This window comes from Nocardia sp. NPDC050799 (genome assembly GCF_040654015.1).
In the GTDB taxonomy this organism is placed as follows: domain Bacteria; phylum Actinomycetota; class Actinomycetes; order Mycobacteriales; family Mycobacteriaceae; genus Nocardia.
Map to the genome: position 1 here is coordinate 81,960 of NZ_JBFAHF010000017.1, position 17,087 is coordinate 99,046.

General features: G+C 66.8%; 12 protein-coding genes and 1 pseudogene. 7 read left to right on the top strand and 6 right to left on the bottom strand.

Features of this window, described 5'->3' with window-relative positions; all coding sequences use genetic code 11:
* Nucleotides 1–6: 6 nt before the first annotated feature.
* Entirely contained in the window at nucleotides 7–1,605 is a 1,599-nt protein-coding gene (locus tag AB0H42_RS19165; RefSeq protein WP_357057460.1) for a serine hydrolase, read from the bottom strand.
* A gap of 400 nt (nucleotides 1,606–2,005) precedes the next feature.
* Here AB0H42_RS19165 and AB0H42_RS19170 point away from each other — a divergent pair.
* A pseudogene (locus tag AB0H42_RS19170) lies at nucleotides 2,006–4,156 on the top strand (MFS transporter); the annotation flags it as partial.
* Between the two features lie 594 nt (nucleotides 4,157–4,750).
* Here the strand turns inward: AB0H42_RS19170 and AB0H42_RS19175 are convergent.
* Complete coding sequence (locus AB0H42_RS19175; RefSeq protein ID WP_357057462.1) at nucleotides 4,751–5,923, bottom strand: epoxide hydrolase family protein; 1,173 nt, start codon at nucleotides 5,921–5,923, stop codon at nucleotides 4,751–4,753.
* Between the two features lie 103 nt (nucleotides 5,924–6,026).
* Here AB0H42_RS19175 and AB0H42_RS19180 point away from each other — a divergent pair, with 103 nt between their 5' ends.
* Both AB0H42_RS19180 and AB0H42_RS19185 read left to right on the top strand, forming a co-directional pair.
* The gene (locus tag AB0H42_RS19180; protein ID WP_357057464.1) at nucleotides 6,027–6,602 is read left to right on the top strand and encodes a CGNR zinc finger domain-containing protein; all 576 of its coding nucleotides are present in this window, start codon (nucleotides 6,027–6,029) and stop codon (nucleotides 6,600–6,602) included.
* Between the two features lie 76 nt (nucleotides 6,603–6,678).
* Nucleotides 6,679–7,230, top strand: coding sequence for a dihydrofolate reductase family protein (locus AB0H42_RS19185; RefSeq protein ID WP_357057466.1), 552 nt, complete (start codon nucleotides 6,679–6,681; stop codon nucleotides 7,228–7,230).
* A gap of 1,278 nt (nucleotides 7,231–8,508) precedes the next feature.
* Here AB0H42_RS19185 and AB0H42_RS19190 read toward each other — a convergent pair.
* On the bottom strand, nucleotides 8,509–9,945 hold the full coding sequence (locus AB0H42_RS19190; protein WP_357057468.1) for an amidase: 1,437 nt from the start codon (nucleotides 9,943–9,945) through the stop codon (nucleotides 8,509–8,511).
* 93 nt (nucleotides 9,946–10,038) lie between these two features.
* Here AB0H42_RS19190 and AB0H42_RS19195 point away from each other — a divergent pair, with 93 nt between their 5' ends.
* The 3 genes from AB0H42_RS19195 to AB0H42_RS19205 all read left to right on the top strand — a co-directional run bounded on the left by AB0H42_RS19195 (nucleotide 10,039) and on the right by AB0H42_RS19205 (nucleotide 11,722).
* The gene (locus AB0H42_RS19195; protein WP_357057470.1) at nucleotides 10,039–10,674 is read left to right on the top strand and encodes a TetR family transcriptional regulator C-terminal domain-containing protein; all 636 of its coding nucleotides are present in this window, start codon (nucleotides 10,039–10,041) and stop codon (nucleotides 10,672–10,674) included.
* Between the two features lie 71 nt (nucleotides 10,675–10,745).
* Nucleotides 10,746–11,276, top strand: a complete 531-nt coding sequence (locus tag AB0H42_RS19200) for a DUF2087 domain-containing protein (protein WP_357057472.1) — start codon at nucleotides 10,746–10,748, stop codon at nucleotides 11,274–11,276.
* 218 nt (nucleotides 11,277–11,494) lie between these two features.
* Nucleotides 11,495–11,722 (top strand): hypothetical protein, encoded by a 228-nt coding sequence (locus tag AB0H42_RS19205; protein WP_357057570.1) that lies wholly within the window; start codon nucleotides 11,495–11,497, stop codon nucleotides 11,720–11,722.
* A gap of 13 nt (nucleotides 11,723–11,735) precedes the next feature.
* Here the strand turns inward: AB0H42_RS19205 and AB0H42_RS19210 are convergent, their stop codons facing one another.
* On the bottom strand, nucleotides 11,736–12,614 hold the full coding sequence (locus AB0H42_RS19210) for a DUF4158 domain-containing protein (protein ID WP_357057474.1): 879 nt from the start codon (nucleotides 12,612–12,614) through the stop codon (nucleotides 11,736–11,738).
* A gap of 191 nt (nucleotides 12,615–12,805) precedes the next feature.
* On the opposite strand from AB0H42_RS19210, the gene AB0H42_RS19215 reads away from it, so the two are divergent.
* Nucleotides 12,806–13,225 carry a cytochrome P450 gene (locus tag AB0H42_RS19215; RefSeq protein WP_357057476.1) on the top strand — a complete coding sequence of 140 codons (420 nt, stop codon included), beginning with the start codon at nucleotides 12,806–12,808 and terminating at the stop codon, nucleotides 13,223–13,225.
* Nucleotides 13,226–13,400: 175 nt separating this feature from the next.
* On the opposite strand, the gene AB0H42_RS19220 is transcribed toward AB0H42_RS19215, so the two are convergent.
* Together AB0H42_RS19220 and AB0H42_RS19225 are read right to left on the bottom strand one after the other, a co-directional pair.
* Nucleotides 13,401–14,678, bottom strand: coding sequence for a cytochrome P450 (locus AB0H42_RS19220; RefSeq protein WP_357057478.1), 1,278 nt, complete (start codon nucleotides 14,676–14,678; stop codon nucleotides 13,401–13,403).
* A gap of 294 nt (nucleotides 14,679–14,972) precedes the next feature.
* Complete coding sequence (locus tag AB0H42_RS19225; protein WP_357057480.1) at nucleotides 14,973–16,754, bottom strand: hypothetical protein; 1,782 nt, start codon at nucleotides 16,752–16,754, stop codon at nucleotides 14,973–14,975.
* Between the last annotated feature and the right edge of the window lie 333 nt (nucleotides 16,755–17,087).

Here is a 17,087-nt window from a genome sequence, read left to right on the forward strand (position 1 = left end):
CCGAGCTCAGCGCACGAACGTACCGCACCCGTCGGAGTCGTAGAACTCCAGCCACAACCGGTCCCCGTCGAACCGGGCCTGCGAGATGCTGCCCGGATTCGCGCTCTCGCCCACCGGGGAGAAGACGAACGTGTCACCGTCGCGATGCCGCATCGGCATCGCGACGTGGCGCGGCCCCATCGTCAACAGCAGCGCGTCACCGTCCACCGCCACCGACGCCGGACCGAAATAATCGTTGCCGTACTCACCCGCGTAGTCCTCCAGCGGTCGCGCCGGCGCCGGATTCGGCGGCGGTGGGGCCCCGACCAGCTCACCAACCGGGGCGTTCAACTGCTCGAACGCCTTCGAGTAGAGCTCCCACCAGTTCTGCCGCACCTCACCGAACTGCACCAGATCGGCGAATTCGGCGTTCAATGTCTCCGCCACCCCGATCGGCGTGGCATTGGTCAGTGTCACGATGCCCACGTTCGCGGACGGAATCATCGTCATCGCGGTCGCCGCACCTTGGTCGAACGCCCCCGAATGACTCAGCACCACCCGGCCCGCCGGCGAATTACCCACATTGAACCCGAACCCGTACTGACCCGCCCGGGCGTCCACCTCGGCCGGTGGTGACGACACCGACTGCGGTGTCAGCGCGGGCAGCAGTGCCTCCGGCGCCACCACCTGCGTACCACCGTGCTTCCCGTTCGCCAGCACCATCATCATCCACTGCGCCATATCGGTCACCGACGAACTGACCCCGCCGGCGGGGGACTGGGCGTCCGGCTGCCGTCCCGGCTGCGCCGGACGATACTTACCGTCCACCAGCACATGCCCGGACGCACGGTCGCCCGCGGCGACGAAATCGGCGTACCGGGAACTGGTCGACGACATCCCCAGCGGACGATAGATGGCCTGCTCCGACAGCGCCGACCAGCGCTGCTTCGAGGCATCGGCGACCGCGATCGCCGCCGCGGTGAGCCCGAAGTTCGTGTACGCGTAGGTATCGCGGAACGGCGCCAACGGCAGCATGCGCAACCGCTGGAGAATCGCGGTCCGGTCGAACCCCAGGTCCTCCAGCTTGTCCCCGGCGTGCTCGGGCAGCCCCGAACGGTGCGCGTACAGGTCGCCGATGGTCACATGGTCGCTCACATACGGGTCTTCCAGCGCGAACCACGGCGCCGGTTCCCGAACCGGCGTATCCCACTGCACCACTCCTCCTTGGACCTGACGTGCGACCACCGTGGCCCCCACCGGTTTGGACAGCGACGCCAACTGGAACACCGTCTCCGGTTTCACCGGCTGCCGCCCGTCGACGTCCCGCACCCCGAACCCCTTCTGGAACACCACCTCGCCGTCGTAGACCACGGCGACGGCCATCCCCGGAACATCGGTGTCGCGCATCAACTCCTCGGCGCGGTATTCGAGCGTGCCCAGAATATGTTCGACCCGTCCACGCGGTATGGCGACGCCGGCCGCCTGATCGGGCCCCGGATCCGATGGCGAAGTCGAAGGCGCGGCTGCTCCGGGGACCGGTGTCGGTTCCCGGTCCCCGCATCCCGATACCAGTTCCGCGGCGGCCACCACGGAGACACAGAGAACTACCAGCCGACGTCTGCGCATAGCTCGCCTCCGGGAGGTCGTCGCTGACACGAGCCCAGTTCGTTTCGAGCCTAACCCCCGCTCACGCCCGTACCCGGTACGCGGCAGGCTGTGTTTCCGTCCGGTCGTGGGGCAGAGCAGGGGAGGGGCGTCGCCTGGGTGACGGGGTGGTTCCGCACCGGGTACCCGCTCCGGCCGCAGCAGTGTCCGCCGTTGCCGAAACGGCGGACGGGGTTGTACCAGGCATCTGTATAAGACATTATGCTGGTACGTAGATATGCGTATCTAAACATATAGTCCCAACACCACTACGCGTCGGTCAGCAAATCAAAAAACAAAGAAAGAGGCTGTTTACACGGGAGGAGAGGAAAAGTACTCGAGGGAGAGGGTTTCGAGACCCCTCAGTGCCGCGGGCTACCTCGCCGATTTCACCGACCGCCTGAAGATGATGTGGATCGCACAGTCGGTCGGTGCGCTCGGCGCCGCAGTCGCCGGGGCGGCGGTTCGCTTCGACGCGCCGAATCTGGCCGCCGTGCTCACGGCAACGACCCTCACCGAGGTAACGGCCACGATCGCCTATCAGCGCGCGCTCGGCAGCTCCGTACTCGACCTGGTCACGCCCGCGCAGCGCCCGCGCGCCAACCGCATCTCGGCCGTCGAAGGGTATCTGGCCGGTACCGGTGGGCGGGCGCTGGGCCCGGTGCTGTTGAGCGTCGACAAAGCGCTGCCCGTAGGAGTGAATCTGCTGTCCTACGGCTGGAATCTCGGTCTCCTGCCCGGGATGCGGAAGCACTTCCCCAAGCCCGCGCCGCGTGACCACACCTTCAGGGACGTGGCCCAGGAGCTGAAAGCCGGTGGGCGCGCCGTGTGGGGCGACTCCTTTCTCCGCCCGTACACAGCGACGATCGTGTTCACCAACGCGGCTGTCGCGGCACTCAATCTGCGGGCCGCCACGGTCGTCGATGCGGCGGCCCTGCCCGGCTGGACCGCCGGACCGGTGCTCGCCGCGGGCGCGCTGGGTGCGGTGGCGGGCGGGTTCCTGCCGTCTCGGCTCATCGACAAGACGAAGGTGGAGAACCTGTTGCTGGCGGGACTCGGCGGGTTCACCCTTGCCGCCACGACCCAGGCGGTCACCAGTAATCCGTTCGTGGTCGCCGCCGGTACCTTCGGCTTCGGGATGGTCGGTGTGGCGATGAATTCTCGGGTGCTCGGTCACCAGCAGGAATTCATTCCGCGAGAACTCTTCGGCCGGGCGGTCAGTGTGGGCAACGTGGTCACCGGGGCCGGTTCGGCCACCGGTGCGCTGATCGGCGGCGCTGTGCTGTCCGCGCACGGAGTCGATATGGCGGGCTGGATGCCCACCGCGGTGGTGGGCGCCGCTGCCGGTGGTGTGGCAGTGCGCAGCTTGGTCAAGCGGTGGCGCAGTATGTTCGGCTTCGCATGGCTGCGTGCGGCTGCCCGCAACGCCTGGACGATCGGGGCGCCGGCCGGTCCCGGGACACACAGTGCTCGGCCCGCCAGTACTCGTCCTGCTCCGGTCGGCGAGTCGCGCGTCCGCACCGTCCACCTGGGCCGGGTTTCTGGATCCGGCGACCTCGTCGCGCGAGCCGGGCACACGGACAGCGACCGTATCGAGCGTTCGTTCGAGAATGCGGCCGCCTTGCGGCTGCGTACCACGCAGCACACGTTGTGGGCGTCGACCGACGGGCTCGCGTACAGCCTCTACTGGGACAGTGGCCGGTTCTCACCGCTCGCGGGCAGCGACGCAGCGGATACGAACGGCCTGTCGCATGCCGACAGCTTCTGGACGACCGCAGCGGAGCGGTCGATTCCGGCGGCCGAGGGAGCATCCCGCTGGAAAGATCGCGCCGACGCCGGCGTCCGGAACATCGGGGACAGGACGCTGGCCGTGGGGCGGATCCTCCCTGAACTGGGGGAGGAGGTCGGTGATCTGGTGGCGAAATCGGCAACTCTGACCGCACGTATCGCCGAACTGCGCGCCGCCGGGTGGACCATGGATTACGGCGTCGAGGGGGCGGGTAGCTACGCGGACCGCGATCTGCGCAAGATCACCGTGGACGGACGATATCGCCATCCGTATTTCGCCCAGAAGACGGCCGCGACGATCGCCGAAGAGGTGGCCCTGGCTGCCTTCGACAGTCCGGTGCGGGAGGCGGGTCACCAGGGCGGGCCGGTGGAGGCCTGGCTCGAAGGGCTCGTCGCGGAGCGCCTGCGCGCCGAGTGCGAGGCAAAACTGTTCGCCGTCGAATGCATGTGGGAGGTGGAGCGTGCGGGCGGTTCCTACATTCCGGCGGGTGGTAAGTACTTCTCGAATTACGAGGCGATCTACGAGCGGTTCGCCGAAGGTGCCATCACCCGGGACGAAGCCCGCGATCAGGTCGCTCGAATGCGTGACTGGACCGATATCGGGCAGGAGACCACACAGTCTTTCGGGGACTACTGGCGCACCCACTACACGCGACGGCATCCCGAGGTCGCTCCGACAGCGGAGCAACTGACCGAAATCGCCTATCACGTGTTGGTAGCGCACAATACGGCGGGGGAGGAGTGACTTTCGGCGGTGGCGCCGGCCTCGGCGCCGGAGGGCCGGGCGTCCGACGGCAGTTGCGGATTACCCGGCACTCTGGGATCCGACCGGCGCGCGTGAGGCGGGGCATACCGCCGATATGCGGTCAGCCGGCACTGGGTCGGTTGTCCGGAGCGGGAAGCCCTCAGTCGCATTACGTCATGTGACGAATTGATGGGTAGGGGATTTTCTCGCGGCGGAGCGAATCGGTAAGTCGAACAATGAAAGCTACGTCGTCCGCGTACACCGGAAGGTACCCCCGGGCCGCTTGCGGGGGCTCGCGGGCGGGAGCAATTGTCAGGCGCTCGACGGCAGCCCGGCTGCTGCGCCACCGAAACCCACCTGCCCAAGAACGCCGATAATCCACATTATGTCAACTAAACCGCTGTGTATCGCCTCAGCTCCACTCCCCGAGGGCCGCAGACAAGTTTTCGAGCGCTCGGACAGCAGCGAAGATAGCGGTGCCATCGTCTCCAAGACTCCATGGTCGACAATCAACGGCTTCACGGCGTGCAGCAGTGATGCGGGCGGTCGCCACGTCGATCAGCGGTACGCCGAGTCCCGGGCCCCCGGCCGCGTTCACCGATCAACGGCCAGCACGGCCACCAGGCCTTCTTGCAGGTCCTTGACGAAATACTCGGGAACCTCCAGCGACGGGAAATGCCCCCCGCTCTCGGGCGACCTCCATCGGACGATCTGCCGGTACCGCTCCTGCGCCCAGGGGCGCGGACACTTCTCGATATCGCGGGGATACATCGTGATTGCCGAGGGGACGTCGACCCGGAGTTCGAGGTCCAGCGAGTTATGGCTTTCGTAATAGATGCGGGCCGCCGACGCCCCGGTCCGCGTCAGCCAATACAGGGTCACGTCGTCGAGAACGCGGTCTATGGAAATCGTCTCGAACGGGCTGTCTTCGGTATCGCTCCACTCGGCGAACTTGTCGAGAATCCAGGCGAGAAGCCCGACCGGTGAGTCGACGAGCGAGTAGCCGATGGTCTGCGGGCGGGTCGCCTGCTGCTTCGCGTACGCCGCGCGGTGACGCCAGAAATCGCGGGTTTCCTCGGTCCACCTGCGCTCGACCGCTGTCAGCCCATCCGTTGTCAACCCGGGCGGTGCCTCCGCGAACAGGGTGTGGATGCCGAGAACGTGCTTCGGGAACCTCCCGCCGAGAACCGTGGTGATGTTCCCTCCCCAGTCGCCGCCGTGGGCCGCGAACTTGCGGTAACCGAGCCGTCCCATCAGTTCCACCCATGCGGCCGCGATCTTTTCGGTCCCCCACCCGGTGGTGGCCGGCTTGTCGCTGTAACCGAAGCCCGGTAACGATGGCACCACGACGTGGAACGCCGGCGCGTCCGTATTTTTCGGGTCCGCCAGCTCGTCTACTACATCGATGAACTCGGCGATGCTGCCCGGCCAGCCGTGCGTCAAGATCAGCGGAGTGGCCTCCGCGCGAGCGGATCGGCGGTGCAGGAAATGGATTCCCAGATCGTCGATGGTCGTGCGAAACTGCCCGATCCGGTCGAGGCGCTTTTCGAACGACCGCCAGTCATACCCGGTGCGCCAATAGTTCACGACATCGACGAGATCGGCGAGCGGAACACCCTGTTCCCACCGGCGCGGGCCGGGCGCCGCCCCACGGACCGTCGCGGCCTCCGGTAGCCGCGCCGCGGCCAATCGCGCGCGCAGATCGTCGAGGTCGGCGTCGGTTGCGTGGGATTCGAATGCTTGCACGTCGCTGCTTGGACGGTGCATGAGACCTCCTGATCGTCGAGGAACCGGCTACGACCCTTTAAGAACCAGCTAAGGCGGTTCTAACATGTATTCGTGCTGACGTGCAACCGGCTAAGGTGGTTCCATGCCTGCTGGGTTCCCTGACTTCCGCCTCGGTAGCGTGCTGGCGACCAGCTTCACCGCGACGCTGACGGAGCGTCGTGGCGACGCTGTGGAGCGCATTCCCACACCGCAGCGACTCGTCGACTGGCTGGCGGTGAGCGGCCTGACCGTAGAGTCCTGCACCACTGCCCAGCTCGAACTCGCCCGGGAACTGAGGGAGTCGATTCACGCCGCCGCGACAGCGGCCGCGGTCCGAGACGCTCTCCCCGCGTCTGCCGTCCAAATCATCAATGACTGCAGCATTCGGGGCCGGGCCGCCGCTGTCCTGACGCCCGAGGGCACTCGGCGATGGCGACTCGGCTCGGCTTCCTGCGTAGAAGATGCCCTGGGCGTGATCGCCGCCGACGCGGTCGGCATCATCGCAGGCGAACGAGACGGAAAATTGGCCCTGTGCGCCTCGCCGACCTGCCAGGCCGCCTTCTTCGACACCAGCCAAAGCCGCACCCGCAAATGGTGTGACATGAACACGTGCGGAAATCGTCAGAAGAAGGCGCGCTTCAATGCCAACCAGCGCAAGAGCCCCAGATCAGCGGGGTGATTGTTACCGAGCCTCCCGATGATCACGGAAAGCCTCGTCTCGATGAGTTTCGAGCGCCCAGCGGGTCTACCCGGTTATGAGGAGACTGATCTACGGGTTCAGCGTGTCCCTGGACGGCTACATCAACGATCGTGACGGCAGTATCGACTGGACCGACCCGGACGATGAGCTGCACCAGTTCCACAACGACCGGTTTCGCGACGTCGAGGTCTCGCTGCACGGCCGCCGGCTGTACGAGCTGATGGCCGAGTACTGGCCGCACGTGCCCGATGACGCGCCACGCATCGAGCATGAGTTCGCCGCGCTCTGGACGGAGAAGCCGAAGGTCGTCTTCTCCCGGACTCTCACCGCGGTGCACTGGAACAGCACTCTGGTCGGCGAGAACGCGGTCGAGGAGGTCCGCAGGCTGAAGGCCGGCGGTGACGGTGTCATGGAGGTCGGTGGCGCGAGCCTCGCGGCCTCGCTGATGCCGCATGGGCTCATCGACGAGTACCAGCTGTTCCTGTTGCCCGTGGTGCTCGGGGGCGGCACACCGATGTTCCCCTCGCCGGCCGGGCGCCTCCCACTCCGATTGGCCGAGACGAGGCACTTCGACAGGGTGGTGATGCTCCGCTACCTCGCCGAGTGAACTTCGTTCAACCACCGCGGCCTCATCGGGCGCGACCGTCACCTCAGCGGTGCGACCGTCGATGGCGAACTCGGTGAACGCCGTCGACGAGACGGGGCACGAGTCCGCAACGTATGCAGGTGAAGGTGGATAGATGTGGAATCGGCGTGCCACTGTGGGACACGGGAGTTCTCCTCTGTGAGATCAATGGGGCGGCATAGTGCCGAGTCCGATCGATCCCGCGGAAGACTCACACCGGACGGGGAATCCGATGTCGGTTACGGATCACCGATCCGAGCGGTTCGCGGGATCGCGTGGGAGCTCGGCGGCCGTCCGGGGCGTATTTGACATGGTCCACCACCTTCGGGTTCGGAGTTGCCGGCACCGGGCCGGATCTCCGCGTCACCATAGGCAGCACCGCCGACGACGCGCAATCGGTTTACTTCCCCGACATCGGCATGCCACCGACACAACTGAGCTCACGAGCCAACATGCAGCTGTATCGACCAGGGCCTGAGCCCGCTCCTCTGGTTGCCCTGCGACGCGTCGCGTGGAGGCCGTCCGCGCGGTGACTGTGCGGCCGGACGGTATCCGCCCGGTCTGCGCCGCCGCTGTACGGATCGCCGTAGAACTCATGCTCGTCCGCTCGCCTCTCCCGGCTTGTCGCGCCGAGCGAAATGTCTGATTTGCACCGGAAAATGGTAGAGACCAATGGGATTCGGCAGTTAGGTTGGTGTGGGGCCTCAGAGGCCGAGGGGGGCGCAACGCATGCCTCCGCCCGCCGATTCACGGTCAGATCGGAGTTCACATGAGCAATCACAGCGACCCCATCGTCATCGATCCCGAGGGTTCCGATATCCAGGGTGAGATCGCCCGGATCCGCGCGCGGGGTCCGGTCACCAGAGTCGTGCTCCCGGGCGGGGTCCCGGCGTGGTCGGTGACCGACGCGGCTGTACTGAAGGCGGTACTCTCCGGCTCCGAGGTTTCCAAGGACCCGCACCGGCACTGGCCGGCGTTCCGGAACGGGGAGATCGGTAACGACTTCCCTCTCCTCAACTGGGTGAACACGCGCTCGATGTTCACCGCGTACGAATCCGAACATCGCCGCCTCCGCAATTTCGTGGCGCCGGCCTTCACCAACAGACGTACCGCGGCGCTGGAGCCCCGTATCCGGGCGATCGCCGATGACCTGGTGGCAGGCCCAGACCGACCCCGCCGCGCGACGGCGGCTTTGATTGATCGGTCTGGGCCTGCCACCGGATGCTTGCCTCTCCTTGCTGCTCGGTGCGGTAGCACCGCCTACCGTGCGGCAGTCGGGATTTCGGAGCGTGGGTTGATCGGTGTGAGCACGCCGAGGCGGTCTTCGACCTCCTGGGCAGCGGCCAGGCACAGGTCCTCCCGGAACGCGCGCCCGATGATCTGCACGCCGGACGGCAGCCCGTCGGTCACTCCGGTCGGTACGGCGACCCCGGGCACGCCCACGAAGCTGGTCACCGTACACAGGCGCATGCCCGCGCCGACTCGTTCCTGTCCCGCTCTGTCGCGTGACTCCAGCCCCGGCTCGACAGGCGGCTCGGTGAACACCGGCCCGAGCAGCAGCGGATACTCGTCGAGGAACTCCGCCCAGGAACGGCGGATGCCCAGCCAGGCCCCCATCAGCTTCATGAACTCCGAGGCTGTCGCGGGCGGAGTCTTCTCCATCGCCATCTCGATGTAGCGGTCTCCGCCCTTGCCAAGCAGTGTCCGCACCACTGGCCAGGTCTCGGCGAACTCGGTCACGGTGATCCGGCCGTACGCCTCGAGTGCCTCGTCCAGCCGCGGAACGTCCGCCACCTCCTGCACGTCATACCCGGCGTCTCGCAGCGCGTCGGCCGCGGCTGCAACTGCCTCGCGGACCGTGGGGTGGACGCCGTGGCCGCCGGGGTCGGCAACGACTGCGACCTTCGTCCGCCCCGGCAGCGGCGCGCCGTGGACGGGCACCGGTACGGCCCGCGGGTCCCGCGGGTCGGTCCCGGCCAGCGCCTCGTATGCCAGTCGCAGGTCGGTGACCCTGCGGGCCAGTGGCCCGTCTGTGACCAGTATCTGTGAGGCCGGTCCAGGGTCGTCCGGGCCGAGGACGCGGTGGTCGGCGGGGAACCGCCCGGTGGTCGGCTTCAGCCCAGCCACGCCGCAGAACGAGGCCGGGATCCGTACTGATCCACCGGAGTCGTTGCCGAGTCCGAGCGCGGCCATGCCGGTGGCCACGGCCACCCCGTCGCCACCGCTGCTGCCCCCTGGGGTCCGGCTCGGGTCCCAGGGGTTGACGGTGTCGCCGAACAGCTCGCTGCGAGAGTGCATCCCCGCCAGGATCAGGGTGGGCATATTGCTGTGCCCGATCGGTATGGCTCCGGCCGCACGCAGCCGAGCCACCGGCAGCGCGTCTGCAGGCGCCACCAGGTCCCGGAAGCGCGCCGTTCCGAATGTGGTCGGCACGCCTTCGACAGCGGTGGACTCCTTCACCGTGAACGGCACGCCTGCCAGAGGCCCGAGCTCTTCGCCCGAGGCCCGCCGCCGGTCCATTTGTGCGGCGGCCTCACGGGCGCGCTCGGCCAACAGTTGCGTGACCGCGTTGACCTGCGGGTTGACCTCATTGATGCGTTCCAGGTGGCTGTCGACGAGTTCGACCGCCGATACCTCTCCGCCTCGAACCGCCTGCGCCTGGGCGGCGGCCGGCAGCTTCCACAGGGCGTCCTGCATGATCCTTGCGCTCCCCATCCATGTCGACGTGCTTGTATCGGAACCATACCCCGGATGCGATACGATCGTATCGAAATAAGGAGACGACCGAGCATGCCCAAGCAGGTGGACTACGAAAGCCGACGCCGCCAGATTGCCGAAGCCGTCTGCCTCCTCGCCGACGAACACGGACCGGAAGGAGTGACCATGCGCGACGTCGCCGCCCGCGCGCAGGTCTCCCTGGGTGCAGTTCAGCGCTGCTTCCGCAGCAAGGAAGAGATGCTCCTGTTCGCCGTCGACCATGTCGGCGAGCGCATCACCGAACGCATGCGGGACTGCCTGGCCCGAACCCCGGCCCAGACGGCCGCCACCGCGCTGGGCCACGTGGCCACCGAGATCGCCCTGCTTCGCAAAGAACACCGCGCCGAAGCACGGATCTGGCTCGCGTTCGTCGCCCAGGCGGCCGTCAGTGAGCCGCTCGCCGGCCCGCTGAGAACCAGCTACGCGGCCCTCCAAGGCCTCCTCGCCCGCCTCATCACGGAGGCCGCCGAGAGCGTCCCGGCCGACGAAGGCGCTGCGCCGCCCGACCCGCAGCGCGAGGCTCGCACCCTGCTCGCCCTCGCCGACGGCCTCACCAGCCACGTGCTCATAGGCCACCTGAGCGAAGAGGAGGCTGAGGATGTTCTGCACGCGCATGTGGTCGGCCTATGGGAACGCCTCCACACCACTTGCGCCCGAAAGGCTGTCTGACATTCGTAGAGACGCGCGCGGTTCAAAGGACAGCCGGCGCCCCGACGACAACCAGAACGGACACGCTGAATATGCCCCCCGCAGACGACCATCAGCCTTCCTGCCGCGACCTGGTGGGCGCGCTCGCCCAGAACGACCGGCGCGCTGCCTACGCGGCGCTCGCCCTCGGTGCGACGACCGTGGCCGAGGTCGCCGAACGCGCCGGGCTGCGCCCACCGGCCGCCGCCGTGGCCCTGCAGAAGCTGGCGGACGTCAGAATCGCTTCCTTCGACCGTGAGAAACACACGTACACCCTGCTCGACGACACCTTCCGGCTAGCCATCCAGTCGGAGGTCAGGGTCGCCGGGCGAGCCCGCGGGGACGGAGCGGGCTCCTACTTCCGGCGTGGCCGACTGACCTCCATCCCGGGCAACAAGGAAGTGCGTGGCCGGGTGCTGGATGTGGTGAGGGACTCGTTCGAGCCCGGCGTGCCCTACCCCGAGGCCAAGGTCAATGCGATCTGCGGCGAGTGGTTCGACGACTGGGTGACCCTGCGCCGCGCCCTCGTGGACGAGGGCATGCTGCGCAGGAACGAGTCCGGCGCGATCTACGAGCGCGTCTGACACTGATGGTGTACGTAACTGCCGGGGGCGCGGGCGACCCGCAGACGGCGTCGCGGTGGCCAGGCACACGGATACGCCGGCCAGCGCCTTCAGCCGTCGGCGCGGATTTGTGGCCCGGCCCGGTCAGGTCAGGTCGTCGCCGAACCGTCGCCTGACGGCCGCTCGGGTGGTCCTCACCTTCGGCCGCCCTGCTCGTTCCGCGACCAGGCCGCGCGCTCATCCAACGGCTCTACGACGAGCGGGAGACGACGGTCCAGCAGATCGCCGACATGTTCGACGTGCCCCGCTCGACGGTGGACAGGCGCCTTGACCACGAGAAGACTCACCCGCACCGCCCGCGCCAACTTGCCCGCGTTGCGGCTCACCCGCGGATACCGGCGAAGCTTCTCGTCCTTGGATTGGCGATCGGCCTTGGCCATCAGGTTGGTGACCATCAGCAGGTCTAACAACTCCAACGCGTCATCGATCGCCTTGCCCCGCAACGTGGACACCGTCGCGACCAGCAACGCTAACAGCCGTTCGCGCTGCTCGGCCCGCATCCGCCGCCAAATGCGAGGTCTTGCCCGTGATGCCATGCGCGGCCAACGCGATCAACCGACGCGGCGGCACCTGAGACACATCCACCGACACCGGAATGATCGCACCCAGGTCCCGCACTCGGGCCAGCGCCTTGACCAGCCCCTTCGACGAGGACATGAACGCACCCTTGCGTAGCCGCTCCAGTTCGACTATCTTCTTGCGGCCGTCCTCGCGAGTGTCGAGCAGCCCCAATAGCCTGCCCGGTTCACCAGGGCTCAGCTGCTCGGCCAGGTGCGTCCACAGGCGTTGATCGGCTACGTGTTTGCCGTCGGTGACCAGCCGCTCCAACGTGGTGATGCCCGGTAGCAGCGCGTTCTTCTCCCGCAACCACCGCACCGCACCTGCCTGCAACACCTGCGGCCCGTCGCCGGTCATCCACGCCTGATCGACGATCCAGGCCAGTAACTCGGCCTCCACCTCGGCATAGGACACCAGCCCATACTCCCGCTGGATCTCCCACGCGTGTTCGAGCTTGGTCTTCTCCCGCTCGGTGTACTGCTTCACACACCCCGGATCGGCGATCTCCAACTGCTCGGCCAGATACTCGACCAACTCATCCGGCACGTCCAGCGGATCGGCCAGGAACATGCCCAGGTAGCGCACCGTTACTAGTTGAAGACCGAACCCGAGCCGGTTGTAGTCGCGGCGCCGGGCCGCGATCAGCTTGCGGTCCTCGTCATCGAGGTAGAAGAACCGATCCAGCTCCGCACGCGCCAACACACCGAACCGGCCGTACTCAGCCGTACCCTCATCACGCACAGCCCGTTATGCAACCAGCACACGGCCTGCCCTGTCAGCCGAAACCGTCGAAACCAGCTGGTTCGAAACCGAATTCATCCAGGACAACCCGGCTGGGCATCGCTAAGCGCCGGATTTCTCAGATCTGGACCCCTCTGGCCATCGACCAGTCGATATACCTACTGCTCAACAATCCGGACCAGTTGGCCGCCGTGCTCGACGGGCGTCTGGGCTGGGCGGAGGTGATCGAGGAGGTGCTGCGGTTCGAGCCGTCCATCGCGCATGCCCCGCTGCGGTACGCGGTGCAGGATCTCGTCCTCGGCGGGGTCACGATCGCCGAAGGTGATCCGATACTTTCCTGCCCCGCCGGCGCCAACCGGGATCCCGCCGTCTATGGCGACAGTGCGGACGAGTTCGACCCGACCCGGCCGAACAAGGAGCATATGGCGTTCGGGTACGGTGCGCACCGGTGTCCGGGCGCGCCTTTGGCACGGCTGGAGGCCCAGGTGGCCCTTCCGACGCTGTTCCGAAGGTTCCCGAAGATGAAACTCGCCGTCTCCCCCGAGGAACTCGGCACGGTGCCCGGTTTCATCGCCAACGGGCACGATCGCCTGCCGGTGTTCCTGAAATAGGCGTACTGGGTTCCGGGAGGTATCGAGCCGGCCGGGGTGGCGGGCGGGCGCAGTGTTTCCGGGTGACTTCCGAGGTTCCCGGTCGCAGCACCGCCCGCGCCTCGGCCTTCAGCTATCGATGCGATTCACCATTCCGCGGCGCGCCTTTTCCGATATTTCGATGTGGGCGGTGATTTCAGGCGCTCAGCGGAGGGGAAGGGGGAAATACGACCGGCAACGCTGTCAATGCGCGGTGGAAGGGGCCGGGACGCCACACGAGGCGTTCCAGGGGTACTTCCAGCTGCAATTCCGGAAGGGCGTCCAGCAGCTGGTCGATGATTTCCTGCGCCAGGAGAAGCGAGAACGGCCGGGCATGCGCGGGGCAGGCGTGCGGTCCGGTGCTCCACGCCAGGTTCCATCCGTTGTCGATGAATTCGCCGGTGTTCTTCTGCGGGTCGGTATTGCAGGCGGCCATGCTGATGATCACCGGCTGGTTGGCCGGCAGGAACTGGCCTTCGACGTAGATGGGTTGGCGGGGGTAGGTGATGCAGTAGTTCGCCATCGGGGGGTCGGTGGCCAGCCGCTCCTCCAGTGCGGTCTTCGTCGTCAAATGACTGTCGCCGCCGTAGCTGGTATACCGCTCGTCGGTGAGCATCAGCACCAGGGTGTTGGCGATCAGGTTGACGGGCGGTTCGACTCCGGCGGCGAACAGCAGGACCAGCTGGTTCACCACTTCCTCATCGGACAGCCCGGCCGGGTCCTGGATCATCTTGGTGGTGACGTCGTCGCCCGGGTGCGCGCGCTTGAGGAGTGTCAGTTCGAGGAGGGCTTGCCCGAAGGCCATATTGACCTGCTCGGTGTCGACGCTGTCGAACATTTGGGCGCTGGCCGCGGCGACTCGCTGGCCGATGTCTTCGGGACAGCCGAGGACCTGGCACAGGACCGAGAAGACCAGCGGAAGGGCGTACTGGTTCAGCACGTCGGCGCGGCCGGTCTCGCAGAAGGTGTTGATGAGCGGGAAGGCGGATCGTTCCACCATGGGGCGCACCGTGTTCAGGTCGATTCCCTGCTCCAGTGCTTCGACCACGTTTCTGCGGAGCCGGCGGTGCTGTTCACCGCTGGTGCGGATTGCGTTGGGCCGGTATTCGACCATCGGCTTGATCGGGCAGTTGTCGGGAATCTCGCGCTGCCAGATGCTCGGATCGGCGGGAAAGCGGTCGCCGTCGCTGAGTATGCCCTTGGCGGTGTCGTAGTTGATGACCAGGGTGGCGGGTACTCCGGGCCACATCTCGACCGGAACCAGCGCGCCATAGGCTTCGCGCATCTGACGGTAGGCCCGGTGGGGATCGGCGGCGAACTCTTCGCTGTAGATCGGGACCCGGGGGCCGTTCTCGATGCTGTAGATCGGGGTTCGAGTACCGTCCGCGAGCGGTGAGCCGGTGACAGCACCCTGGCGGGTGTACTGCGGATACACGTAATCTCCTTGATATCGGTTTGCGGTGGAATACTAACCGAGGCGAGAGCCGGGTGAGGGCTGTCAGGTGGTTATGTTGTTCTCCGCCAACGGATTTGTGGCTTATTGCGCGTAATCCGACCATATTCCGCGGTCGGTGTATCGGTCGATATCGCCCATATTCGCCCGGATGAGCGCGCCGGCCGCGCTTCGGGCACCGTCGCATTCACCACATCGGTGGAGTCGTGCAGGGTGTGACGAACGCCGCGGGCAGGGCACCCCTCCGAGGTGCCCTGCCCGTGTGGGTCCGGAGGATCAGCGACGGGTTCGATCGTGGCAGCGCGAGTCCCAGGCGGCGGCCAGGTCGTCGGCCAGCACCGGAGCGCCGAGCATCTCGTCGTCGAATTCGAAAGCGGCCAGCAGGGCGGGGAGGTTGTCGGCGAGGGTGTCGATGGCCTCGTAGAGTAGTCCGCCGCGCAGTTGCTGTTTAACCGCCTTCACGGCGGCTACGTCGAGTAGCCCGTGGGTGAGGTACCACGATGCGTGCTTGTCGATCTGGTCGAGGGCGAAGACGTCACGAACGGCGGCGATCTCGGGGTGGTCGGCGTGTTCGTCGAGCACTCGCAGGGCCTGTTCGACGCAGTAGGCTTCCGCGAGTTCCAAGGCGTCCGGGATGATCTCCAGCCGAGCTTCGAGTGCCGGGTTGTTCAGGTGCGGTTGCGCTTCCTGGGCGATGGTGAGTGTCCGGGCGTGGAACAGGCGTGCACGGTCTGCCGGGTCGGCGGGGTCGTGGAGGACGGGTTCGGGCGGCTGGGTGCCGGTGAATTGTTTGGCCAGTACACGACCGGCGACCGAGCCCATGACGGAGACGTCGCCTTCGCCGGTCATGGCGGCGTGACAGACGCCGAGGTAGCTGGCGACCCGGTTGGCGCTGAACATGCCCTGGGCGGCCATTTTCACGCGGCAGTCGGTGACCGTCTGCAGTGCGTGCCGTTGGATGAAGTCCTTGGCCAGCATGACCGAAACGACGGTGTCACGGGCGGTGAGGTCGCTGCCCGCGAGCATGGTTTTCACGGAGTTGCCGTAGAGGGTGCGGGCGACGGTGCCGGCGAGGTCGGTGAGCAGTGTGTCACGGACGTGGGGGATGTCGAGCATGTACGGCTTGTCGGTCGGTGTCATCGGAACCACTCGCCTGCTCGCGTAGTTCAGGGCGATGTAGAGCGATGCGCGGGCTTCGGCGTTCAGGCAGGAGGACAGTGCCAGGCGTCCGACGGTGAGCTGGCTGATCGCCGAGGCGAATGCGCGTTTGCGGCTGGCCTCGTCGCGCCAGGTGAGTACGCCGTTGTCGTCGATGGTGGCGAGGTCGTTGCTGAGCCAGGCGTCGCGTTCGACCCGGAGGTTGTCGAAGCTGATGACGGAGTTGTCCATGATCACCAGTGGCTGGTGGTCGAGCTGGGTGATGGCCACTCCGGGGGCGGGTGTGCCGTCGGCGCCGCGCAGGCGTGCGGTGAACAGGTGGACGCCCTGGTCGACGCCGGCGGCGTCGATGAACCGTGCGCCGATGACGCAGACCCGGGCCACTTCGATCCCGACGCTGGGCATGAATTTGCGTGCTCTGGGGTCGGGGGTGTTGAGCACGAACCCGTCGCCGTCCCAGGTGGCGGTGGTCCGCATGAACTGGATGTTGGAGCCGCACTCGTATTCGGTGAGCAGCATGACTCCGACGCTGGACGCGTCGTCGAGGTCGAGGAGGTAGGGCGTGGCGGAGTCGGAGTCGGTGAGGGTGGCCAGGCTGCCCGAGGCCAGGTTGTAGTGGCCGGAGATGAGTGGGATCAGGTCCGTCGCCAATACCGCGCACTGGTCGAACACGGCGAACAGTTTGGGTAGGTCGGTGGCGACGGCGCGGGTGCCGATCTGCCTGACGAGGTCGCCCAACTGGTCGTAGGCGTTGAGACGCCGCTGCTCCTGGCTCTGCTGCTCCGTGACGTCGTAGTCCGGGTTGCTCAGGATCTTCTGCAGCTGCTGATGGAACTCCGGACTGCCGTGCCGAATGATCTCGGCCAGCGAAGTCTGTTCCACGTACGCGTCGGTAGCCATAACCGCCTCCTACTAATTTCCGGTCCCAGCGGTCGCTCGTGCACCGTTGGGCATACTGGGCCATCGCTACCGGGCACCGGCGCAGGGCACCGGACGGTCGCCGCGCTGTAGCGCGGGCACCGCCGGGGGCCGGAGCGCTGATGCCGGACGATCACCTGTCAAGAATTCGTCGCGCCACACACCTTCACGTGGGGCTTCTTACCGCGGCCCGGCCGATCGGAGTCGCGTACCGCGCGCCGGTGAGGGCGCGGTTGGGATGCGGTCGTCGGGTGCGTTGCGGGGGTGGGAGAGATGATTCCGGCAGCCGATGCCGTCCCGTCGGGGGTGGCCGGT

Bases quoted from the DNA above. Each gene is read 5' to 3' on its own strand.
- AB0H42_RS19195 (WP_357057470.1), top strand. From the start codon at position 10,039: ATGCCCAAGCAGGTGGACTACGAAAGCCGACGCCGCCAGATTGCCGAA.
- AB0H42_RS19225 (WP_357057480.1), bottom strand. From the start codon at position 16,754: ATGGCTACCGACGCGTACGTGGAACAGACTTCGCTGGCCGAGATCATT.
- AB0H42_RS19190 (WP_357057468.1), bottom strand. From the start codon at position 9,945: ATGCAGGACGCCCTGTGGAAGCTGCCGGCCGCCGCCCAGGCGCAGGCG.
- AB0H42_RS19185 (WP_357057466.1), top strand. From the start codon at position 6,679: ATGAGGAGACTGATCTACGGGTTCAGCGTGTCCCTGGACGGCTACATC.
- AB0H42_RS19175 (WP_357057462.1), bottom strand. From the start codon at position 5,923: ATGCACCGTCCAAGCAGCGACGTGCAAGCATTCGAATCCCACGCAACC.
- AB0H42_RS19165 (WP_357057460.1), bottom strand. From the start codon at position 1,605: ATGCGCAGACGTCGGCTGGTAGTTCTCTGTGTCTCCGTGGTGGCCGCC.
- AB0H42_RS19200 (WP_357057472.1), top strand. From the start codon at position 10,746: ATGCCCCCCGCAGACGACCATCAGCCTTCCTGCCGCGACCTGGTGGGC.
- AB0H42_RS19180 (WP_357057464.1), top strand. From the start codon at position 6,027: ATGCCTGCTGGGTTCCCTGACTTCCGCCTCGGTAGCGTGCTGGCGACC.